Annotated in this window: 16 protein-coding genes; 3 read left to right on the top strand and 13 right to left on the bottom strand. The window is 63.5% G+C overall.

Going from position 1 to position 18,213, the window contains the following annotated elements; translation table 11 throughout:
- Nucleotides 1-41: 41 nt before the first annotated feature.
- A complete protein-coding gene (locus tag NATGR_RS02525) occupies nucleotides 42-296 on the top strand; it encodes a hypothetical protein (protein WP_005576306.1) in 255 nt (84 codons plus the stop codon).
- A gap of 194 nt (nucleotides 297-490) precedes the next feature.
- On the opposite strand, the gene NATGR_RS02530 is transcribed toward NATGR_RS02525, so the two are convergent.
- The 13 genes from NATGR_RS02530 to NATGR_RS02590 form a co-directional block, all read right to left on the bottom strand.
- Nucleotides 491-961, bottom strand: a complete 471-nt coding sequence (locus NATGR_RS02530; RefSeq protein WP_005576305.1) for a universal stress protein — start codon at nucleotides 959-961, stop codon at nucleotides 491-493.
- Nucleotides 962-963: 2 nt separating this feature from the next.
- Entirely contained in the window at nucleotides 964-2,649 is a 1,686-nt protein-coding gene (locus tag NATGR_RS02535; RefSeq protein WP_005576302.1) for a solute symporter family protein, read from the bottom strand.
- The gene (locus NATGR_RS02540; protein WP_005576300.1) at nucleotides 2,646-3,056 is read right to left on the bottom strand and encodes a DUF4212 domain-containing protein; all 411 of its coding nucleotides are present in this window, start codon (nucleotides 3,054-3,056) and stop codon (nucleotides 2,646-2,648) included. Before NATGR_RS02540 ends, NATGR_RS02535 begins: the two co-directional genes overlap by 4 nt.
- Before the next feature lie 72 nt (nucleotides 3,057-3,128).
- Nucleotides 3,129-5,099, bottom strand: coding sequence for an acetate--CoA ligase (acs, locus tag NATGR_RS02545; RefSeq protein ID WP_005576297.1), 1,971 nt, complete (start codon nucleotides 5,097-5,099; stop codon nucleotides 3,129-3,131).
- A 352-nt stretch (nucleotides 5,100-5,451) separates the two neighbouring features.
- Nucleotides 5,452-7,662, bottom strand: a complete 2,211-nt coding sequence (locus NATGR_RS02550; RefSeq protein WP_005576296.1) for a bacterio-opsin activator domain-containing protein — start codon at nucleotides 7,660-7,662, stop codon at nucleotides 5,452-5,454.
- 127 nt (nucleotides 7,663-7,789) lie between these two features.
- On the bottom strand, nucleotides 7,790-9,769 hold the full coding sequence (acs, locus tag NATGR_RS02555; protein ID WP_005576295.1) for an acetate--CoA ligase: 1,980 nt from the start codon (nucleotides 9,767-9,769) through the stop codon (nucleotides 7,790-7,792).
- Nucleotides 9,770-9,860: 91 nt separating this feature from the next.
- Nucleotides 9,861-10,352, bottom strand: coding sequence for a universal stress protein (locus tag NATGR_RS02560; RefSeq protein WP_015233252.1), 492 nt, complete (start codon nucleotides 10,350-10,352; stop codon nucleotides 9,861-9,863).
- 478 nt (nucleotides 10,353-10,830) lie between these two features.
- A complete protein-coding gene (locus NATGR_RS02565; protein ID WP_005576291.1) occupies nucleotides 10,831-11,286 on the bottom strand; it encodes a universal stress protein in 456 nt (151 codons plus the stop codon).
- 168 nt (nucleotides 11,287-11,454) lie between these two features.
- Complete coding sequence (locus NATGR_RS02570; protein WP_005576289.1) at nucleotides 11,455-12,243, bottom strand: hypothetical protein; 789 nt, start codon at nucleotides 12,241-12,243, stop codon at nucleotides 11,455-11,457.
- Nucleotides 12,244-12,295: 52 nt separating this feature from the next.
- The gene (locus NATGR_RS02575; protein ID WP_005576287.1) at nucleotides 12,296-13,006 is read right to left on the bottom strand and encodes a hypothetical protein; all 711 of its coding nucleotides are present in this window, start codon (nucleotides 13,004-13,006) and stop codon (nucleotides 12,296-12,298) included.
- On the bottom strand, nucleotides 12,999-13,520 hold the full coding sequence (locus tag NATGR_RS02580; protein WP_005576285.1) for a hypothetical protein: 522 nt from the start codon (nucleotides 13,518-13,520) through the stop codon (nucleotides 12,999-13,001). The genes NATGR_RS02575 and NATGR_RS02580 overlap by 8 nt, the downstream gene beginning before the upstream one ends.
- Nucleotides 13,517-14,710, bottom strand: a complete 1,194-nt coding sequence (locus NATGR_RS02585; protein WP_005576283.1) for a hypothetical protein — start codon at nucleotides 14,708-14,710, stop codon at nucleotides 13,517-13,519. Before NATGR_RS02585 ends, NATGR_RS02580 begins: the two co-directional genes overlap by 4 nt.
- Nucleotides 14,711-14,819: 109 nt before the next feature.
- Nucleotides 14,820-16,124 (bottom strand): cobyrinic acid a,c-diamide synthase, encoded by a 1,305-nt coding sequence (locus NATGR_RS02590; protein WP_005576280.1) that lies wholly within the window; start codon nucleotides 16,122-16,124, stop codon nucleotides 14,820-14,822.
- 108 nt (nucleotides 16,125-16,232) lie between these two features.
- Between NATGR_RS02590 and NATGR_RS19815 the strand changes: the two genes are divergently transcribed.
- On the top strand, nucleotides 16,233-16,385 hold the full coding sequence (locus NATGR_RS19815) for a hypothetical protein (protein WP_169330814.1): 153 nt from the start codon (nucleotides 16,233-16,235) through the stop codon (nucleotides 16,383-16,385).
- Nucleotides 16,386-16,510: 125 nt separating this feature from the next.
- Complete coding sequence (locus NATGR_RS02600) at nucleotides 16,511-18,118, top strand: uracil-xanthine permease family protein (RefSeq protein ID WP_005576277.1); 1,608 nt, start codon at nucleotides 16,511-16,513, stop codon at nucleotides 18,116-18,118.
- Nucleotides 18,119-18,213: the final 95 nt, after the last annotated feature.

The following is an 18,213-nucleotide window of genomic DNA, read 5'->3' on the forward strand; positions in this document are numbered from 1 at the left end:
GCGACGGTAGCCTTTTTGGGGCTGGTTGCGAACCGAGGCGTATGACGAGCGAGGGGACAGGCGACGGCGATTCGGCCGTCGGGAACGTCCGACAGTGGATCGAGACCGCACGAGAAGAGAAGTGGGGGCTGTTCGTCGACCTCGTGTTCGCCATCGCCTGGGTGACGATGGTCGAGATTATTTTCCAGGTCCTCGAGGGTCCCGGCTGGGCGTACTACGTGCTGATGGTCTCCGGTATCGTCGCCTACTTCGGGCTGTTCTGGAACCTCGAGCTAGCGAAGCAAGGACGGCAGTGATACGGACGACGGCAGGTCGTGTCGGGCCTCTCCACAGAGCTGGTTGTGTTGCCGAAACGTCGGTACGGCCCGTGATACGGTTTGCTGTCCGTTATTTTCGGCGCGACCGCGAGCCCGCCTGCGGTCGCGCTGATACATCGGTACAGCAGTCCGTATGAGACAGTGGTCGGACCGCAGGCCGGCAGTCGGACTCACTACTCGTCTTCTGTGCGGATGTCGACGACCAATACCGGTGTTTTCGTGGTTCGAAGCGTTCGTTCGGCGACGCTGCCGAGCAAGGCACGCCGGACGCCGGTTCGACCGGCAGATCCCATCACGACCAGGTCGATGTCGTTGTCTTTCGTGTATCGATCGATCTGTCGGTGGGGCTGACCGGCAGTGACCTGTTCGACGATGGAAACGTCGAGATCGTGCTCGTTTGCCTGTTGTGTGACGACGCCCATCGCCTTCGTTGCCTCTTCCTGCAGCTCGGGCATCTCGCCGAAATGGCCTTCTCTGAGCCGTTCGACCTGTTCGGTGCCGAGGCTGACGTCGATCGCTGCGGTGTCGATGACGTACATCGTGTGCAACTCGGCACCGTACGTGGAGGCGATGTCCAGTGCGTGGTCGATGGCGGCCTCTGCGACTTCGCTACCGTCTGTCGGGACGAGTATCTTCTCGTACATAGTTAGTCGTCTGTAGTGGTGCCGCCGTCGGCGGCGACGTCTTCGGCAGCGTCCATCTTGTCCATCGGCTTTGGACTGTGGCACTGCCGGACGAGGCGCTTGACGTGCTCCGGTGGACTCTCTGTCACCAGCGATACGACGATGATGACGGCGAAGACGACCGGAACGCCCACGAGGGCCGAACCGAGTCCCGGAACGTACGCTGCGAGCGTGGTGGAGAATGCACCTTCGACGCCGGTGTACATCGGGATCGCAGTGTCGTTTGCGATCGCACCGAACGAGACGAGGATGCCAACGAGCATCCCCGCGATTGCACCTTCTTGGGTGGCGTTTTCCCACCAGAGTCCGAGGAAAAACACCGGGAAGAACACGCAGGCTGCGATGGCAAACGACATTGCGACCAGTTCACCGATCAGCGCCGGCGGATTGAGTGCGATGAGCGTAACCAGAATGCCGATCACGAGGATCGTGGTCCGGCCGACCGCCATCTGCTCGCGCTGAGTCGCCTCGGTCTTGTACAGGTTCGTGTAGATGTCGTGAGCCGCGGCGGACGACGCCGAGACGAACAGCCCGGCAGTCGTCGCGAGCGCGGCTGCGACCGCGCCGGCGGCGACGATGCCGACCAGCCACTCGGGCATGTCCGCGAGCTGGACGGTCAATGCGACCAGTGCATCACCGTCGGCACCAGGCATGTTCATGAACGTATCTTCGGCACCCGCAGTCACGGCCGTCTCGTCACCGCTCACCGGCTCCTCGTACAGCAGACCACCGAACACGGCGTAGGTCGCGGTGCCCCAGTACAGCAGGCAGATGAAGAACAGTCCCCAGACGGTCGACCAGCGCGCCGTACGCTCGTTGTCGACCGTGTAGAACCGCACGAGGACGTGTGGCAACCCACAGGTCCCGAGGATCAGGCTGACGACCAGCGCCATCCACATGTAGAAACTCTCCGCGGCGAACGGCTCGGCGAACTGAGCGTGGAACTCCTCGATGAGCAGTTCCGTCTGTGCTCCGGCCTCGAGGTACGGCATGACCGTCGACCAGCCCTGTGACCAGCCGACCACGTAGAGGCCAAGCAGGAACGCGAGGATGAGGATGACGTACTGCAACGCCATGTTCTTCGTCGCTCCCAGCATCCCCGAGAGCGCGACGTAGACGATCGTGACGCCCATGAACAGGATCACGCCGGCCTCGTAGGAGAGGCCGAGGATGTACTGGGCCATCAGTCCCATCCCGCTGCCCTGACCGATCGCGTAGACGAACGCGATCACGAGCGTGACGAACGCCGCGATACCGCGTGCGTAGTTGGAGTAGAATCTGTCACCGACGAAGTCCGGTGCCGTGTACTTACCGAATCGACGGAACTGTGCGGCCATGAAGATGAGCAGGATGAAGTACCCCGTCGTCCAGCCGACGACGAATCCGAGCCCGTAGTAGCCTGCCGTCGCGATCAGCGCGGCGACGCCGAGATACGACGCGGCGCTCATCCAGTTTGCACCGATCGCCATCCCGTTCTCGATGGCACCGATCGAACGACCAGCGACCCAGAGGTCGTCGACCGCCGCGACGCGGAAGAAGTATCCGACGCCGAGGAACAGCACCATCATCGCGACGATAGTCAGCGCCGGAATCGCCTTGAACCCGATGTCGACTGCCGTCTCGTACTGGAGTGTGACCGGCTCTATCATCGTTCACCTCCGTCAGTGGCTGCCTGTGTGCCAGTGCCAGACTCGTCTTCGGTCTCGTGTGTGATGCCGTACTTCTCGTCGAGTCGATCACGATACCAGGCGTAGACGGCCGACAGCACCAGTGCACCGGCCGGCGCGACGATCGCGGTCAGGAAGAAACTCAACGGGTAGCCGTCGAGAACCCGCGTTTCGAACATGAAGTCCGTCGCGAAGTAACTCGCGACCGCCGGACCGAAGACGACCACGAGCCAGACCGCAAACAGCCCGAAGATCATCTTCAGGTTGTCCCGCATGAACGGCGTCGCGGGCTTGAAGAGGTTTATCTCCTTTTCGAGGTACTCGACCGACTGACCGCTCTCCGATACCGTGGCAGTGCCACCATCTGTCTCAGTGTTATCATTGACCATGGGTTATACCTGCAAGATTGTCACCAGTGTCGGTTGTCGAAATCATACGAAATCAGATTTATTTTCCGTCCGTTACTCCTGTACCTGCTGCTGGATCTCGTCGACGACCTCGGGGTTGCGAAGCGTCGACGTAGTACCCAGTTCGTTGCCACTCGCGATGTCCTCGAGCAGTCGGCGCATGATCTTGCCCGACCGCGTCTTGGGCAGTTCCGGCGTGAAAATGATCTCCTCGGGTTTGGCGATCGGCCCGATCGAGTCGACGATCGAATCGACGACTGCCTCCTCGAGGGTTTCGCCGCCTTCGTAGCCGTCTTCGGGGATGGCGTAGACGTACACTGCTTCGCCCTTGATGTCGTGGTCGCCACCGACGACGGCGGCTTCGGCGACTCCTTCGACCCCGACTGCGGCGGACTCGATCTCCATCGTGCCCAGTCGGTGACCGGAGACGTTGACGACATCGTCCACGCGGCCGAGCACGGTTATGTAGCCGTCGTCGTCGATCTTCGCGCCGTCTTCTGGGAAGTAGACCCAGTCGTCGGCGTCGGGATCGGAGTACTCCTCCCAGTACTCGGCGACGAACCGGTCGTCGTTCCGGTAGAGCGTCCGGAGCATCCCGGGCCAGGGCTTTTGAACCGTGAGGTAGCCTGCTTTGCCGGCGTCGACTTCCTCACCGGTCGTATCGACGACCGTAGCGTCGATCCCAGGCAGCCCTGGACCGGCGGAGCCCGGCTTCATCTCGGCGATGCCCGGCAACGTCGTGATCATGTGGCCACCAGTCTCGGTCTGCCACCAAGTGTCGACAATCGGACACTCTTCGTTGCCGATATGCTCGTAGTACCACTTCCAGGCCCGCGGATTGATCGGCTCCCCGACCGTGCCGAGCAAGCGAAGCGAGGAGAGGTCGTAGCGCTCGGGATACTCGGTCCCCCACTTCATGAACGCCCGAATGGCCGTCGGCGCGGTGTAGAAGACATCGACGCGGTTTTTCTCGAGTATCTCCCAGAAGCGGTCTTTATCCGGATAGTCGGGCGTCCCCTCGTACATCACCGTCGTCGTCCCGAGTGACAGCGGCCCATAGAGGATATAAGAGTGGCCTGTAATCCAGCCGATGTCAGCCGAACACCAATAGGTGTCCTCGGGCTCTAGGTCGAGCACCGAGTGACTCGTCCAGGCGGCATACGAGAGGTAGCCACCGGTGGTGTGTTTGACCCCCTTGGGCTTGCCCGTCGTCCCCGACGTGTACATCAAGAACAGCATGTCCTCGGCGTCCCGGGTGACTGGCTCGACCGTCTCACCGGCGTGTTCCTCGATCAGTTCGCCGTAGCCTTGCTGGCGTTCGGCAAGGGAGTGCTCGAGGTCGTCACCGAGCCGGTCGACGACGACCGTCTCGGTTTCGTGGTCGACGTCGTCGAGACCCTCGTTTGCCTTCGAGATGTGGTCGAGCGCGTCACCGCGCCGATAGTAGCCGTCACAGGTTACCAGGTACTCGCTGTCGGCGGCGTTCATCCGCGTCGCAAGCGCGTCCGCGGAGAAGCCAGCGAAGACGACGCTGTGTGGCGCACCGATCCGAGCACACGCCAGCATCGCAATCGGCAGCTCCGGGATCATCGGCATGTACATCGTGACGACATCGTCCTCTTCGACACCCAGATCCCGCAACGCGGCCGCGAACTCGTCGACCTCGGTCAAGAGGTCGCCGTACGTGTACGTCCGCGTTTCACCCAGCTCGCCTTCCCACTTGATCGCGGCACGGTTTTTCGCCCCGTCCTCGACGTGTCTGTCGAGACAGTTGTACGAGGCGTTTAGCTTCCCGTCCGTGAACCAGCGGTAGGTCGGTGCCGCCGACTCGTCGAGGACCTCCTCGTAGGGCTCCTCCCAATCGAGACACTCCGCAGCGCGTTCCCAACACTCCGGCCAGTTCTCCTCGAACTCCTCGTAAATTCCCGGATCAGATACGTTTGCCTGCTCGACGAACGACTCGGGAGGCTCGAACGTCTCCTGTTCCTCGAGTCGTGCCTCGAGTTCGGCATCCTCCTGTGACATGATACACCCAACTAATATGCTACTACCATCGTAAAGCCGGACTCTAGTTGTACAAAATCGATCGGACACCGAGCTAGCCGAGTGGATTTTTCCAGTAACAAATCGAAGAATACTATGGCTTCGGAGCCGAATTCGCGGTCTGGCACGTGATGGCGCGATGTCAGGTAGCGCGGTGAGAGGGGGCAATCACGAGCCGTCCACGGCGGCATCTAGAAGCTTAGTAACGACGACCGACCACCGTTTCTCACCTCGAGCACCGATACGTAGCGCAGTTCGTCCGGATTGCTGTACCGGTCTCCCGGTGTGGCCGCTTCGGAACGGTTGCACCGGCAACGACAGACAAGAACCCGTCTCAGCCGGTGTGACCGTCGCCGGCTCCCGCTGGAGTGTGGCCCTCGTCGTCGGCAGGGTCGTCGAAGAACGTCCGGAGCAGTTCGTGTTGGCCCTTGCGAAGGTGGTTGTGTAGCGTCGGGGAGGACACCCCCATCGCGTCTGCGATCTCCTCGGCGGTACTCTCGCGCGGCCAGTCGTAGTAGCCGCCGAAGTACGCCGCACGCAACGACGACACCTGCCGGTCAGTCAGGCGATCCTCGAGTCCCTCCCTGAATTCGCGGGCAGTCTGGACCGTCCGATCGCTCTCGCGTTTTCCAATCAGTTCCGAGTCGGGGAACGTGGCCCTGAACCCACTGACGATCGTCCGGAGATCGGCGTCTGCCGCACATTCGGCCGTGATCGTTCCCCGCCCGTCCTCGACTGTCGCCGTACGGATGGTGACGCCGTACTCCGACAGCGTCAACATCGGCGACGCACCGTCGACGACAAACTCGACGCGCCAGCCGTCTTCGTAGGTCTCGATGAGTCGATAGTCGGTGACTCGCTGCTCGTCTGCGGCGAGATCGAAGACGTCGGCCGGCGGCGCTCCTTCGAGTCGGAAGTAGTACAGTTGCGTCGACTCCGAAACCGGCACGACCGAGTCGAGTTCGAACCGACACTCGAGGCGATCCGAGACGTCGACGAAGAACGCCCGGTCGTCCCAACACTCGAGTTCGAACTCGACGACCTGATCCGAGAGCAAGAGGTTGCGCCGACGAACGGCCGTGATCGCGTAGCCGACCTGTCGGCCGATCGTCGCGAGCCAGGTGCGCTCGTCGGCGTCGAAGGCCACCTCGCGGTCGGTCGCGACCGAGAGGGTGCCGTAGGTCGTCTCGCCATACTGGAGCGGGACGTGGGCGATGGCACCGTCGAAACTGTCGCCGTCGACCTCCGTGCTGGTACCGACGACGTCGATCCCGTCCGTCAGCTCTGGCTCCCACTCTTCGGGCACGATGTCGTCGATAGCGACGGGATCGATCCCACTTGCAGCCCGCCACTCCCTGCGGCGATCCACCATCGTCGTTCGATCGATCCAGGCGAACTCGTAGACGCCACCGTCGACCAGGGTCGCACAGGTCTCGGTCTCGACTTCCTCGTGGTCGTTTGCCTCCAGCAGCGCCCGAGTCAGGTCACGGTGACGGGTCGCCAGCGCGTACCGGCGGCCGAGTTCCTCGCGTCGCTCCCTGACGGCCTCGAGTTCGTCGTAGTACGTAGAGACGTCGCGGACGAACAGTGCGAACCCGCAGTGGCGGCCACGGTCGTCTCGTAGAGGGGTGACGACCTCCGTCGCGCGAAACCGGGAGCCGTCCTCCCGAACGCGCCAACCCTCGGTCTCGTGTCCGGACTCCTCGAGAGCACTCGAGAGCGTTCGCTCCGGCGCTCCCGCCTCGACGGCCTCGTCGGTGTAAAACGCCGAGACGTGCGTGCCGACGATCTCGCCGGCACGATAGCCAAACAACGTGGCACCGCTGCGGTTCCACCGGTCGACGTACCCATCCTCGTCGAGGCGAACGAGCGCGTACTGGTCGCTCGCTGCGAGCAACAGCCGAACGACGCTGTCGTCGCCGACTGCACCCCGACCGGACCGCGACTCCCCGCTTCGTGGGCCGGAGGGTCCTTCGACGGCCTCGAAGCTGTCTACGATCTCCGCCTCGGCCGGCTCGGGCAGGTATCGCTCGAGGGCCTCGAAACTCCGCCAGCCGCCGACGGCCTTGACGACCCGTGGATTGACGCCGTGTTCGGCGAGTGACCGGGACGCGAAGTAGTGTCGGAGATCTCCGGTCGAGACGTCGGCGAGCGCGGAGTCGTCGAACCGATCGCTCGCGCGATCGGCTACGTCGGAGACGAGCATCTGGAGCCGCCGTGGCGTCACGGAAAAGATTCGGTCCGCGGGCGAGAGCCCGTTGCTCCGTGCGTATCGGCGTAGCTCTCGCTCGACGTGTGTCGGTAGGTAAGCAGTTCGCTCGTCCTCGCGGTCGTCGGTCGCCGGCACGCGAACGAGGTATCGCGGCGGATCGATGCGAGCCTGGTCGACGTCATCGATCCGCAACCGGGCCAGTTCGGCCGGTCGGAGTCCGACCTCGCCACAGAGACGGACGACCAGTACCTCCCGATACGTCTCGGCAGCGTCGAGCAACGACTCGTACTGCCGACGGGAGAGGGCATCCATCGCTCCCTCCTCGAGACTCATGCTTCGCGGTTTCTGGAGAAGCGAATATAATTGTACCGGCTGTTGTAGCAGAAAGGAGTGGATCGCGGCCCTGTGCCGAGACCACACACCCACAGACAGTTTCGCGCTATTTGAGTGTGCGAAGTCGCTACCCGTCGCCGATCGTCGCCTGAATCTCGCCGACGATTTCGGGGTTGCGAAGCGCACTCGTATCTCCCAGATCGTCACCGTTTGCGATTGCCTCGAGCAGTCGACGCATGATCTTTCCCGACCGAGTCTTCGGTAGCTCTGGGGTGAAGACGACGGTATCGGGGGCCGCGATCGGGCCGATCGTCGACTCGGCGTTGTCGACGATCGCTTCGCGAACGTCGCCGCTCTCCGGATCGAACCCACCTTCGGTACTCACGTAGGCGTAAATCTCCGTCGCGGTAGTGCCGCTCGAGCGACCGACGACGGCCGCCTCGGCGACACCCTCCACGTCGGTGATCGCGCTCTCGATCGCCATCGTGCTCAGTCGGCTTCCTGAAACGTTGATCACGTCGTCGACGCGGCCGAGCACGGTGACATAGTCCTCGTCGTCGATCGCGGCTGCGTCGCCGCTGAAGTAGCGCCACTCACCGTCGTCAGGCTCGGAGAACCGCTCCCAGTACTCGCTCCGGAACTGGTCGTCGCCGCCGTACAGCGTCCGCGCCATCCCCGGCCAGGGCCGACCGACCGTCAGGTAGCCGGTCTGGCCCGGGTCGACTTCCTCGCCGTGTTCGTCGACTACCTGGACGTCGATACCGGGCAGTCCCGGCCCAGCCGCTCCCGGTTTCATCTCGTCGACACCGGGTAACGTCGAGATCAGTATCGCGCCCGTCTCGGTCTGCCACCAGGTGTCGACGACCGGACACTCGCCGTCGCCGACGTGCTCCCGGTACCAGCTCCACGGACGGGGACTGATCGGCTCGCCGACCGTGCCGAGCAAGCGAAGCGAGGAGAGGTCGTGTCGTTCGGGGTACTCCTCGCCCCACTTCATGAACGCCCGGATCGCCGTCGGCGCGGTGTAAAAGACGTCGACGGCGTTCCGGTCGACGATCTCCCAGAGCCGATCGCGGTCGGGGTAGTCGGGCGTTCCCTCGTACATCACGGTCGTCGTCCCCAGCGCCAGCGGACCGTAGACGATGTAGGAGTGGCCCGTGATCCAGCCGATGTCCGCAGAACACCAGTAGGTGTCCTCGGCCTTGACATCCAGAACAGCGCGGGAAGTCCAGGCGACGTGTGCCAAGTAGCCGCCAGTCGTGTGGACGACGCCTTTCGGCTCGCCCGTCGTTCCGGAGGTGTACATCAGAAACAGCATGTCTTCGGCGTCCCGGGAGACCGGCTCGACCGTCGCACCCGAAAACTCCTCTCGGAGCTCGTGGTAATCCCACTCCCTGTCGCCAAGCACGTGAGGCAACTCCTCGCCGAGCCGATCGACGACGACGGTCTCGACGTCGTGCTCGAGTTCGAGCCGTGCGTTGCCGGCCTTGCTCTTCTGGTTGAACGCGTCACCACGCCGATAGTAGCCGTCGCAGGTGAGCAAATACTCGCTGTCGGCGGCGTCCATCCGCGTCGCGAGCGCGTCCGCGGAGAGCCCGGCAAAGACGACGCTGTGTGGCGCACCGATCCGAGCACACGCCAGCATCGCGATCGGCAACTCCGGAATCATCGGCAAGTAGATCGTGACGACATCGTCCTCCTCGACGCCTAACTGCCGTAACGCGGCCGCGAACTCGTTGACCGCGACGTAGAGATCCCGGTAGGTATAGGTCTCGCACTCGCCGTGTTTCCCCTCCCAACGGATCGCCGCGTGAGTCTTTCGCCCCTCCTCGAGGTGACGATCGACACAGTTGTAGGCAGCGTTCAACCGTCCACCGGTGAACCAGCGATAGAACGGCGGATCGGCGTCCTCGAGGACGGTCTCGTACGGTCGGTCCCAGGAGAGCAGATCGGCGGCGCGATGCCAGCAGTCCGGCCAGTCGTCGTCGAACGTCTGGTAGACGTCGCTGTCGGCCAGGTTTGCCTGCTCGACGAACGTCTCGGGTGGAGTTCGTGGTGACCCAGTGGGGACAGACCGACTACGTCCCCACCCGTTCCGATTGGCCATGTATCTCGAACCGAAGACCGTCAGCCGAATAAACGTTCCTCCGGATCACGACGCTGGACGGCGATTCACCAGCGCGACCGAACGAACGCCATCAGTCGACAGTCGAATCGAGGTCCGAAACGGACTCGTGCTCGCCGGACTCGAGATGACGGACGACGTACACGTCGTACCGCTGGTCGTTCGCGACGGGACTCCCGACGCTCGACTGTGGCGAGATCACCGATCCCGCGTTCTCCGAACCGATAAACACCACGCTCGTGCCAATCTCGGCAGCAACCCGGCGAATCTCACGAACGACGTTCGTCGTCGCGGTCGCCGTCGGCTCGTCGGACTGGACCTCTTCGACGCGAAACGTCGCCTCCGGTGCGACCTCGCGAGCGCGCGTTTCCATCCCCGTAGCGATCGCGTCCGAATCGAACGGCTCACCCTGCGTGATCCAGCCCCGCTCCCGGGCGTACTCCGGATCGTCGGGGATAACAGTCAGGACGACGACCGATTCGTCGAGGAGGTCGCCGAACGTCGACGCCTTCTCGAGTGCCTTCGTCGCGAGCTGTGAACCGTCGAACGGAACGAGCAGTGACATATCCTTCATTGCGACGACCGTCAAAGTAAACTTTCGGCTCCGGCGACGCGTTCGTCGGACAGCCTGGTGAATCGCCTCGGAGTCAAGCCCCGAGGCACTCGCTTTGCTCAACCCGTAGAAGACAACGGTGATGTCGGCTTTACCCACCTGTGAACAGCGGGTGGGCTTTCGCCTCGAAACTCTGTAACCGCGAACCGGCGTGTAGTTGACCGGTCGGCCGCCACAGACTCCTCTCATACGGTTTGCCGTCAGTCAGTGCCGGCGCGTCCGCGAGCCCGCCCGCGGTCGCGCCGGGACATCGGTACAGCAATCCGTCTCAGACGACCTCTTTCCGTCAGTGCCAGCACACCCGCGACCCGAATCGGCGACACCGGGGCGTCGGGACAGCGCCCAATCTCACACACCTTCCTGTAGTCAACTCCCGCCGATCGCCAGAACGAGGTCGGCGATCAGCGGTAACTAGTTACAGCAAACCGTATCAGTCGCCGGTCGACTCCGGCTCATGCTCGTCTTCCGCGACGACCACTACTGGCCGATCGGTGAGCCTGACGACGCCGTCGACCGTCCCCCCCAACAACGCCCGCTTGAACGACGACCGGCCGCGAGCGCCGACGACGATCGCGTCCACGCCGTACTCGCCAGCAGCCTCGAGGATCTTCTCGTGTGGCACTCCCGACTCGACTGTCGTTTCGACCGAGAGGCCGACGTCGACCGCGGTCGACTCGAGGTCGGCAAGCACCGACTCTGCACGATCGATCCGTCGGCGTTTGGTCTCCGCTGGATCGACGATCGCGTTGTCGTACTCGGTTCGACTCTCGAGAACCGTGATCCCGTACAGCGTGGCACCGAACTGGTCCGCAAGCTCGATCGCGTGCTCGACTGCGACACTCCCGGTCTCGCTCCCGTCGGTCGCGACGAGAATCGAGTCGTACATGGGCGTATTTCGGCCGGGGGTGAAAAAGAAGTGTCCCCCCTGGCGACTCTTCGAGGCTCGTCGTACAGATTGCCAGACCGACGCGGTCCGACCGGGGTCCGTCTGCGATTACTGCCGATCGCCAGAATGGGGTCGGCGATCGGTGAGAAGTGACGACAGGAAACCGTATCAATCGTCCCTGTCCGGCATCGTCGAAAACCGCGCCAGTGCTTTCATATCCGTCCGGTCGGACGGCGACGGAGCCGTCGTCGAGTGACGAACGACGCCACGGGACGACCGACGGCCGTCGGAACCCAGGCGGTCGAAGAGACCATCCCCCTGCTCGTCTCCGGTTTCGTCACTCGGTTCCTCGTCGGCAGTTTCGGCTTCGTCCCCCTCGTCGGCCGACCCCGCTTCGTCCCTACTGGCTTCGCCGTCACCAGCTGTTACCTCTTCGAGTCGCTGCTGGATCTGCGTTACCTCGTCGCCAAACTCCGTGACGGTCTCGCGCATCGTCGAACGGAGTCGATCCTCGAGGCTGCCGTCTCCGTCAGGCTGCTCTCTTCCGGTCGCCTCTTCGCCGGCCGACGGCTCCGAACCCCTGCCAGATTTCGATTCGCCAGCCGCTCGTAAGACCCCAATCACGTCGTCGATCTCCGCTTTGTCCGCCTGGTCAGCGAGGTTGCCGAGCCGCAAGAGTCGCTCGAGATGCTCGACCGCCGCTGGCTCGCCCTCGACGATGGCCTCCGGAATCGAATCGGGTTCGGAACCGTCCGGGAGCATCTCGAGTCCGACAGCCTCGAGGAGTACCTCTGGCTCCGTGGACTCGAGGAGGTCACTCGCTCGCGTTGCTGTCTCTACGAGGTCACCGGCCTCTCCGTTCGTCTCGGTCGGCCCGGCGACGACCGCCTCGCTCGCCGCGTCGGCCGCGTTCAGTATCTCGGTCACCCGATCTCGAACGTCGTCTGTTACTGTCACTGTTTTCCTCCTCGTTTCTGGAGTCGGTTCGACAAACACCGCGAGCCGGCACCTATCCGGCGTCTGCAGTCTGCTCTTCCTCGTCGCTCTCGTCCCCCTCGCTCTCCGTCACCGTCTCGATGATCCGTTCGGTCATCTCCTCCCGGCTAAGGTTCGCCTTCACGCCGACATCTTTCGCAACGGACTGGAGATCCTGATAGGACATGACCCCGAGAAAGTCCTCGAGCGTGTCACGCCGGAGGTCCTCGAGGTCCCCGGGTGCGGGACTGTCGGCTTCGTCTTCCACTCTCGACTCGTCGGCTTGCTCTTCGCCTTCCGCATCGGCTTCTCCCTCACCGTCTTCGATCTCGTCTTCGCCTTCCGCGTCGACTGCTCGCTCGCTCGCTTTCTCGTCGCCCTCGAGGACCTCCTCGAGATCCGTCTCCTCCGTAACCACCTCGACCAGCGACTGGAGGGAATCGCTGACGCTGCCGTCCTCGAAGATCGCGCTGACGCCCGACCGGACCGCTGCCCCGACCTCGGATCGAAGGTCGATCTCGTCGTCGGTCTCGAGTGCCTGCGAGAAAGTCTCGTGGAGTTCGCGTCCGATCGACGTGCCGAGTTCACGCCCGGCGCGTTCGCCGAACTGGCGACCGACGGCCGCACCGATCTCGCCGCCGTCGAGTTCGTCCTCGATGCTGCCATCGCCGACCAGTCCGGAGACGCCGACCTGGTCGCTGACCTCGTCGGCGACGGCCTGTTTCAGTCCCGGCCCCTCACTCATCGCTCTCGCCCTCGTCTTCGGACTCGTCTACCTGTCGCTCGCTCGCTTCTTCTTCGTCGTCTTCATCAGTTTCGCCGCCGTCTTCGGCGTTCTCTTTTTCCGACTCGTCTTCTCCCTCATCTTCGCTCTCGTCCGCGATTGCGTCTTCCTCCGCAGTTTCCCCGTCACTCTCCTCCTCGGCTGTCTCCCCGTCTTCGTCTGCCGTCTCGTCTTCCGCCGTTTCGTCTGTCTCGTCGCTCCCCACCAACTCCTCGAGTGCGATCTCGCCGATCGTTCGCCCGATCCGCTCGCCGAATTTCCGTCCGACGACCGCGCCAATTAGTCCGCCAAGCGCCTCGCCGAGCGACTGCTCTTCGCTGATCTCGTCCTCCCAGCGGGTGCCCTCGACAAGTTCGTCGACATCGATGTTCTCGGTCACCTTCTGGAAGTCGACCCGCTCGACGAGCGACTCCGAGTCTGTCCCCGTCTGCGATTCGCCATCCGCTTCTGACGCTGTTGTTGCTGTCTCACTCATAGTTCGGCCTCCGTTTCTGCCGGCTCTTCGTCGGTCTCCGATTCTTCGATCCCCGACTCGAGTTGGTCGATCAACGCCTGGAGTGTCTCGCGAACGACCGTCGCCACGATCGCCTCGATGGGCAGGTTCGGAACGAACCCGGCCAGCCGGTCTTTCACCCACTCGGTCGCGGACGAGAGGCTCCCTCGAAGCCAGCCTCCAGCCCTGGAGAACAAGCCACCGTCGGCCCCAGCCGCTTTTTCGTCCATGTCCTCTGTCTCCGCTTTGCCTCTCTTTGCTGGTGACCCACCACGACCGAACAGGCGACCGACCACCCGCTTTGGCGCGGTAAGAACCGTCATAGCGCCGTCTTTGAGCCGATCGATCAGTCCGATGACCCACTCTTTTGGCTTGCCCAGGAGTGACGTCACCGTGTCCAGGACAGCACGGGGGCCGTCCAGCAACCCCGACACGGCTGACAGGAGATTCCCGAGCAAGTTGTTCTCGCCCGGCCGAGCCGACACGTCGAGCGTTACCGCGTCGAGGTTGACCTCCAGACCGAGCAGATCGAGAAACAGCCCATCGAGATCGAGGTGGAGGACACCAGCGGTCTCGTCGCTTTCGTAGACGTCGTCGGCGTCCTCGACGTGGTACTCACCGTCTTCCTCGCTTTCGTCTCCGTCCTCTCTCTCACCGTCTTCCTCGCTTTCGTCTCCGTCCTCTCTCTCACCGTCTTCCTCGCTTTCGTCTCCGTCCTCTCTCTCACCGTCTCCCTCGCTTTCGTCTCCGCCCTCTCTCTCACCGTCTCCCTCGCTTTCGTCTCCGCCCCCTCTCTCACCGTCTTCCTCGCTTTCGTCTCCGCCCCCTCTCTCACCGTCTTCCTCGCTTTCGTCTCCGTCCTCTCTCTCACCGTCTCCCTCGCTTTCGTCTCCGCCCCCTCTCTCACCTTCTTTCGCCTCCGTTTCCGCTTTGCCTTCCGTCTCTTCGTCTGCCTCCGTTTCCTCGTCACTTCTGAGTTCTTCCCGTGTTTCGTTCTCGCTCGCACCGTCGTCACTCTCGGTTTCGTCCGCCCGCTCGGCCGCTGCTCGACCGCCGTCGGTCAGGACTCGAGTCGTCGATCGATCACGTCGGCCGGGGCGACTCGCGCTGGCGTCGACCTCGCCGGGACTCACACGCTCGTCAATCCCCTCACCGTCTGATCCCGCTGTCATTATTCGGCAAGACGGACGCGAGACAGCGTTGTGGTGGTTTGGCTTGCGTGTGCGATCCTGGCGCACGAACACGGCCAGAAACAGCTATCCGGACGAAACTGGATGAGAGTCAGCCGACGACTGCCTCGAGAAACCGGTCGAACGCCCCGCTTTCGGGATGAACGTGCGCGTAAGTGGCCAGTGACTCGTACCCGAGCAATCCGTCGTGGTCGCCGTCGATGCCGTCGCCACGAACCGTCTCGAAAGCGAAGCGGGCGTCGCCGTCGACGTCGATACTCGAGTAGTGAAACTCGTGGCCTCGAACCGTCTCGCCGGCGTCGGCAGTCAGCGTCGATCGTGCTGTCTCGAGTTCGACGTGATCGAGCGCCTGATACCGGTCGTGCATCGTCACGTCCGCCGGCAGGATACCGGCCATCTCGTGGCGGTCGCCCTTGGCGGTCGTCAGCGACCGACTCATCGCCATCAGACCGCCACACTCGCCGAAGATCGGGAGCCCGTCGCTCGCCCGATCGCCGAGTTCGGCGAGCGTATCCGACGACTCGAGGGCGTCCGCGTGTAGTTCGGGATAGCCACCGGGGAGGTAGACGCCGTCGCAGTCGGGGACGGGATCGCCCACGACCGGCGAGAACGTCACGACCTCACCTCGCTCGCGGAACCGCTCGACGGTCGCAGGATACCGGAAACAAAAGGCGGCGTCGCTGGCGACGGCGACGGTGGCGTCGACGGGCTCTGGGAGTTCCGTGGCCGCAGGTTCCGGGGGTGCAGACGCGACATCGCCGAGCCGCTCGGCCTCGAGCGTCTCGGCGGCTTCCCGCAACGCCTCCCGTGGCAACGCCGCCTCCTCGCCCATCTCGAGGCCGAGATGGCGGTCCGGAATCTCGAGGGCGGGGTTCGGCGGGATTCGTCCGAAGTACTCGAGGCCGTCGGGCAGTGCTTCCCGAATACCTTCCTCGTGGCGGCCGCCGTGGGCCTGCTGGGCGACGACGCCCGCGACATCGATATCGCGATCGATCGCACCGGCGTACTCGCGGAATCCGAGCGCGGTTGCGCCGACGCTCTCCATCCCCGCGCTGGCGTCGATCACCAGCACGACGGGGAGGTCGAGCGTCTCCGCGACCATCGCCGTACTCGAGCCGTCGCCGTCGTACAGCCCCATGACGCCCTCGACGACACAGACGTCGCCCTCGCCACGGGCGTAGTTGCGTCGAACGCCGGTCTCGCCCTCGAGCCACAGGTCGAGCGTCCGCGACGGCCGGTCAGCGATCGCTCCGTGGTGGCTCGGATCGATGAAGTCCGGCCCCGCCTTCGCGGGTTGGATGTCGTAACCGGCGTCCTCGAGGGCCTGGATAACCGCGAGCGTCGCGACGGTCTTGCCGACGCCGGAACTGACACCGGCGAGAACGAACCCTTGCATTCGTATTTGTATTCGTACAAGTGAACTTGAAGCCGTCGGTGGCAGCCTCGAGCGGTGTCGATCACCGACGAACTTAACCGCTCGAATCGTCTACTGCGGGTCCCGCAGATGACCGACGACACAGCACACCACCTCCGCGAGGCGCTTCGTCACCTCGAGGCGGCCCGGGACGGAGACCTCAGAAAGACTCACGATGTCGCCCTCGAGCAGGTATCGAACACCGTCGGATCGGTCCTGCAGGAGTATACAGAAGATCAGTAGCGGGATTTTCGGCTCCATCGAGAACGCGTCGACAGTCGGCCGCGTAGCGTCGCGGCCGCCGATCGGATACCAATATCCATTTGAATGACCTAGCTCCTTCTCCGACAGGAGAGTATGAACCGAGTATGAGTGGGGAGCAAACGGACGACATCGAGCGGACTGCTGATGAGGGGATCGAGTACGGAATCGACGACCGGCCGCCGCTAGGTGAGTCGACGGTGCTTGGCATCCAGCACTACTTGACGATGATCGGTGCGAACATCGCGGTGCCGCTGATTCTGGCGGACGCGATGGGGATGCCAGGCGACATTACGGCGCAGTTCGTCGGGACCTTCTTCGTCGTTTCGGGGATCGCGACGCTGGCACAGACGACGTTCGGGAACCGGTATCCGATCGTCCAGGGAGCGCCGTTCTCGATGCTCGCACCGGCACTTGCCATCGTCGCCGTCGTGACCACGGGTGGCGTGGCGGGACAACCGGACTGGCAGGCAGCCCTCTTGCAGTTACAGGGTGCGATCATCGTCGCCGCGGCGGTCCAGGTGCTGATGGGGTATTTCGGTCTGGTCGGCAAACTCCAGCGGTTCCTGTCGCCGGTCGTCATCGCACCGACGATCGCACTGATCGGGCTGTCACTTTTCGATGCAGGCCAGATCACGTCGCCCGATCAAAGCTGGTGGTTGCTCGGACTGACGCTCGTGTTGATCGTCCTGTTCTCGCAGTATCTCGACCTCAAGCACAAGGCGTTTCGGCTGTACCCGGTCATTCTGGCGATAGCGATCGCCTGGCTTCTCGCCGCCGTCATGTCGTGGATGGATCTCCTGGTGGGCGACCACCCCGGCTACGTCCCGCTCGGCGAGGTCACCGACGCATCACTCCTCTTGCCGATCTATCCGTTCCAGTGGGGCGTTCCGGAGTTTACGACCGCGTTTATCATCGGAATGTTCGCCGGCGTGCTCGCTTCGATCGTCGAGAGCATCGGTGACTACTACGCCGTTGCAAACCTGACCGGCTCGGCAGCACCCAGCGAGCGACGCATCAACCACGGGATCGGGATGGAAGGCCTGATGAACATCTTCTCGGGGATCATGGGCACCGGTGGCTCGACCTCGTACTCCGAGAACGTCGGCGCGATCGGCCTGACCGGCGTCGCCTCCCGGTACGTCGTCCAGATCGGGGCACTCGTCATGCTGGTCGCCGGCTTCGTCGGTTACTTCGGCCAGGTGATCGCGACGATCCCCGACCCGATCGTCGGCGGCCTCTTTATCGCCATGTTCGCCCAGATCGTCGCCGTCGGCATAGGAAACCTCCGACACGTCGATCTCGACTCCTCGAGGAACGTCTTCGTCATCGGCTTTGCCCTGTTCGTCGGGCTGGCGATCCCCGAATACATGGCCAACTTCGAGAACACGCTCGTGTTCCGTGACGCAGTCGGCATCGAGGCGACGCTCGCGCCGCTGCTCGGGATGGAACTGATCGCCGGCACCGCCCTCGCAGGCTGGCTCGAGGCCACCGCGCTCGCGGTCGTCGATACCGTCTTCATCATCGGCTCGACGGGGATGGCGATCGGTGGCCTCGCAGCGCTTTTCCTCGACAACACGATCCCTGGCACGCGGGAGGAACGCGGTCTCGCTCAGTGGGATCGACTCACCGAAGACGACAGCGAGTTCGAACCGTTCTGGGAACGGTGGGCCGATTCCGACGACACCCCAAGCGAAACTACCCGCGAGAGCTGATACGGACTGTTGTCCCGATGTACCGACGCGATCCCAGGACTGGTCACGGTCGCGCCGGAACCGACTGACACCGGTCCGTGTGACCGTTCGCTCGT

This window comes from Natronobacterium gregoryi SP2, assembly GCF_000230715.2.
GTDB classification, from domain to species: Archaea; Halobacteriota; Halobacteria; order Halobacteriales; family Natrialbaceae; genus Natronobacterium; species Natronobacterium gregoryi.

What these genes read in the sequence shown, in the direction of transcription:
- NATGR_RS02540 (WP_005576300.1), bottom strand. Translation starts at nt 3,056, where the DNA reads ATGGTCAATGATAACACTGAGACAGATGGTGGCACTGCCACGGTATCG.
- NATGR_RS02590 (WP_005576280.1), bottom strand. Translation starts at nt 16,124, where the DNA reads ATGCAAGGGTTCGTTCTCGCCGGTGTCAGTTCCGGCGTCGGCAAGACC.
- NATGR_RS02525 (WP_005576306.1), top strand. Translation starts at nt 42, where the DNA reads ATGACGAGCGAGGGGACAGGCGACGGCGATTCGGCCGTCGGGAACGTC.
- acs (WP_005576295.1), bottom strand. Translation starts at nt 9,769, where the DNA reads ATGGCCAATCGGAACGGGTGGGGACGTAGTCGGTCTGTCCCCACTGGG.
- NATGR_RS02560 (WP_015233252.1), bottom strand. Translation starts at nt 10,352, where the DNA reads ATGTCACTGCTCGTTCCGTTCGACGGTTCACAGCTCGCGACGAAGGCA.
- NATGR_RS02600 (WP_005576277.1), top strand. Translation starts at nt 16,511, where the DNA reads ATGAGTGGGGAGCAAACGGACGACATCGAGCGGACTGCTGATGAGGGG.
- acs (WP_005576297.1), bottom strand. Translation starts at nt 5,099, where the DNA reads ATGTCACAGGAGGATGCCGAACTCGAGGCACGACTCGAGGAACAGGAG.
- NATGR_RS19815 (WP_169330814.1), top strand. Translation starts at nt 16,233, where the DNA reads ATGACCGACGACACAGCACACCACCTCCGCGAGGCGCTTCGTCACCTC.
- NATGR_RS02585 (WP_005576283.1), bottom strand. Translation starts at nt 14,710, where the DNA reads ATGACAGCGGGATCAGACGGTGAGGGGATTGACGAGCGTGTGAGTCCC.
- NATGR_RS02580 (WP_005576285.1), bottom strand. Translation starts at nt 13,520, where the DNA reads ATGAGTGAGACAGCAACAACAGCGTCAGAAGCGGATGGCGAATCGCAG.
- NATGR_RS02565 (WP_005576291.1), bottom strand. Translation starts at nt 11,286, where the DNA reads ATGTACGACTCGATTCTCGTCGCGACCGACGGGAGCGAGACCGGGAGT.
- NATGR_RS02550 (WP_005576296.1), bottom strand. Translation starts at nt 7,662, where the DNA reads ATGAGTCTCGAGGAGGGAGCGATGGATGCCCTCTCCCGTCGGCAGTAC.
- NATGR_RS02575 (WP_005576287.1), bottom strand. Translation starts at nt 13,006, where the DNA reads ATGAGTGAGGGGCCGGGACTGAAACAGGCCGTCGCCGACGAGGTCAGC.
- NATGR_RS02535 (WP_005576302.1), bottom strand. Translation starts at nt 2,649, where the DNA reads ATGATAGAGCCGGTCACACTCCAGTACGAGACGGCAGTCGACATCGGG.
- NATGR_RS02530 (WP_005576305.1), bottom strand. Translation starts at nt 961, where the DNA reads ATGTACGAGAAGATACTCGTCCCGACAGACGGTAGCGAAGTCGCAGAG.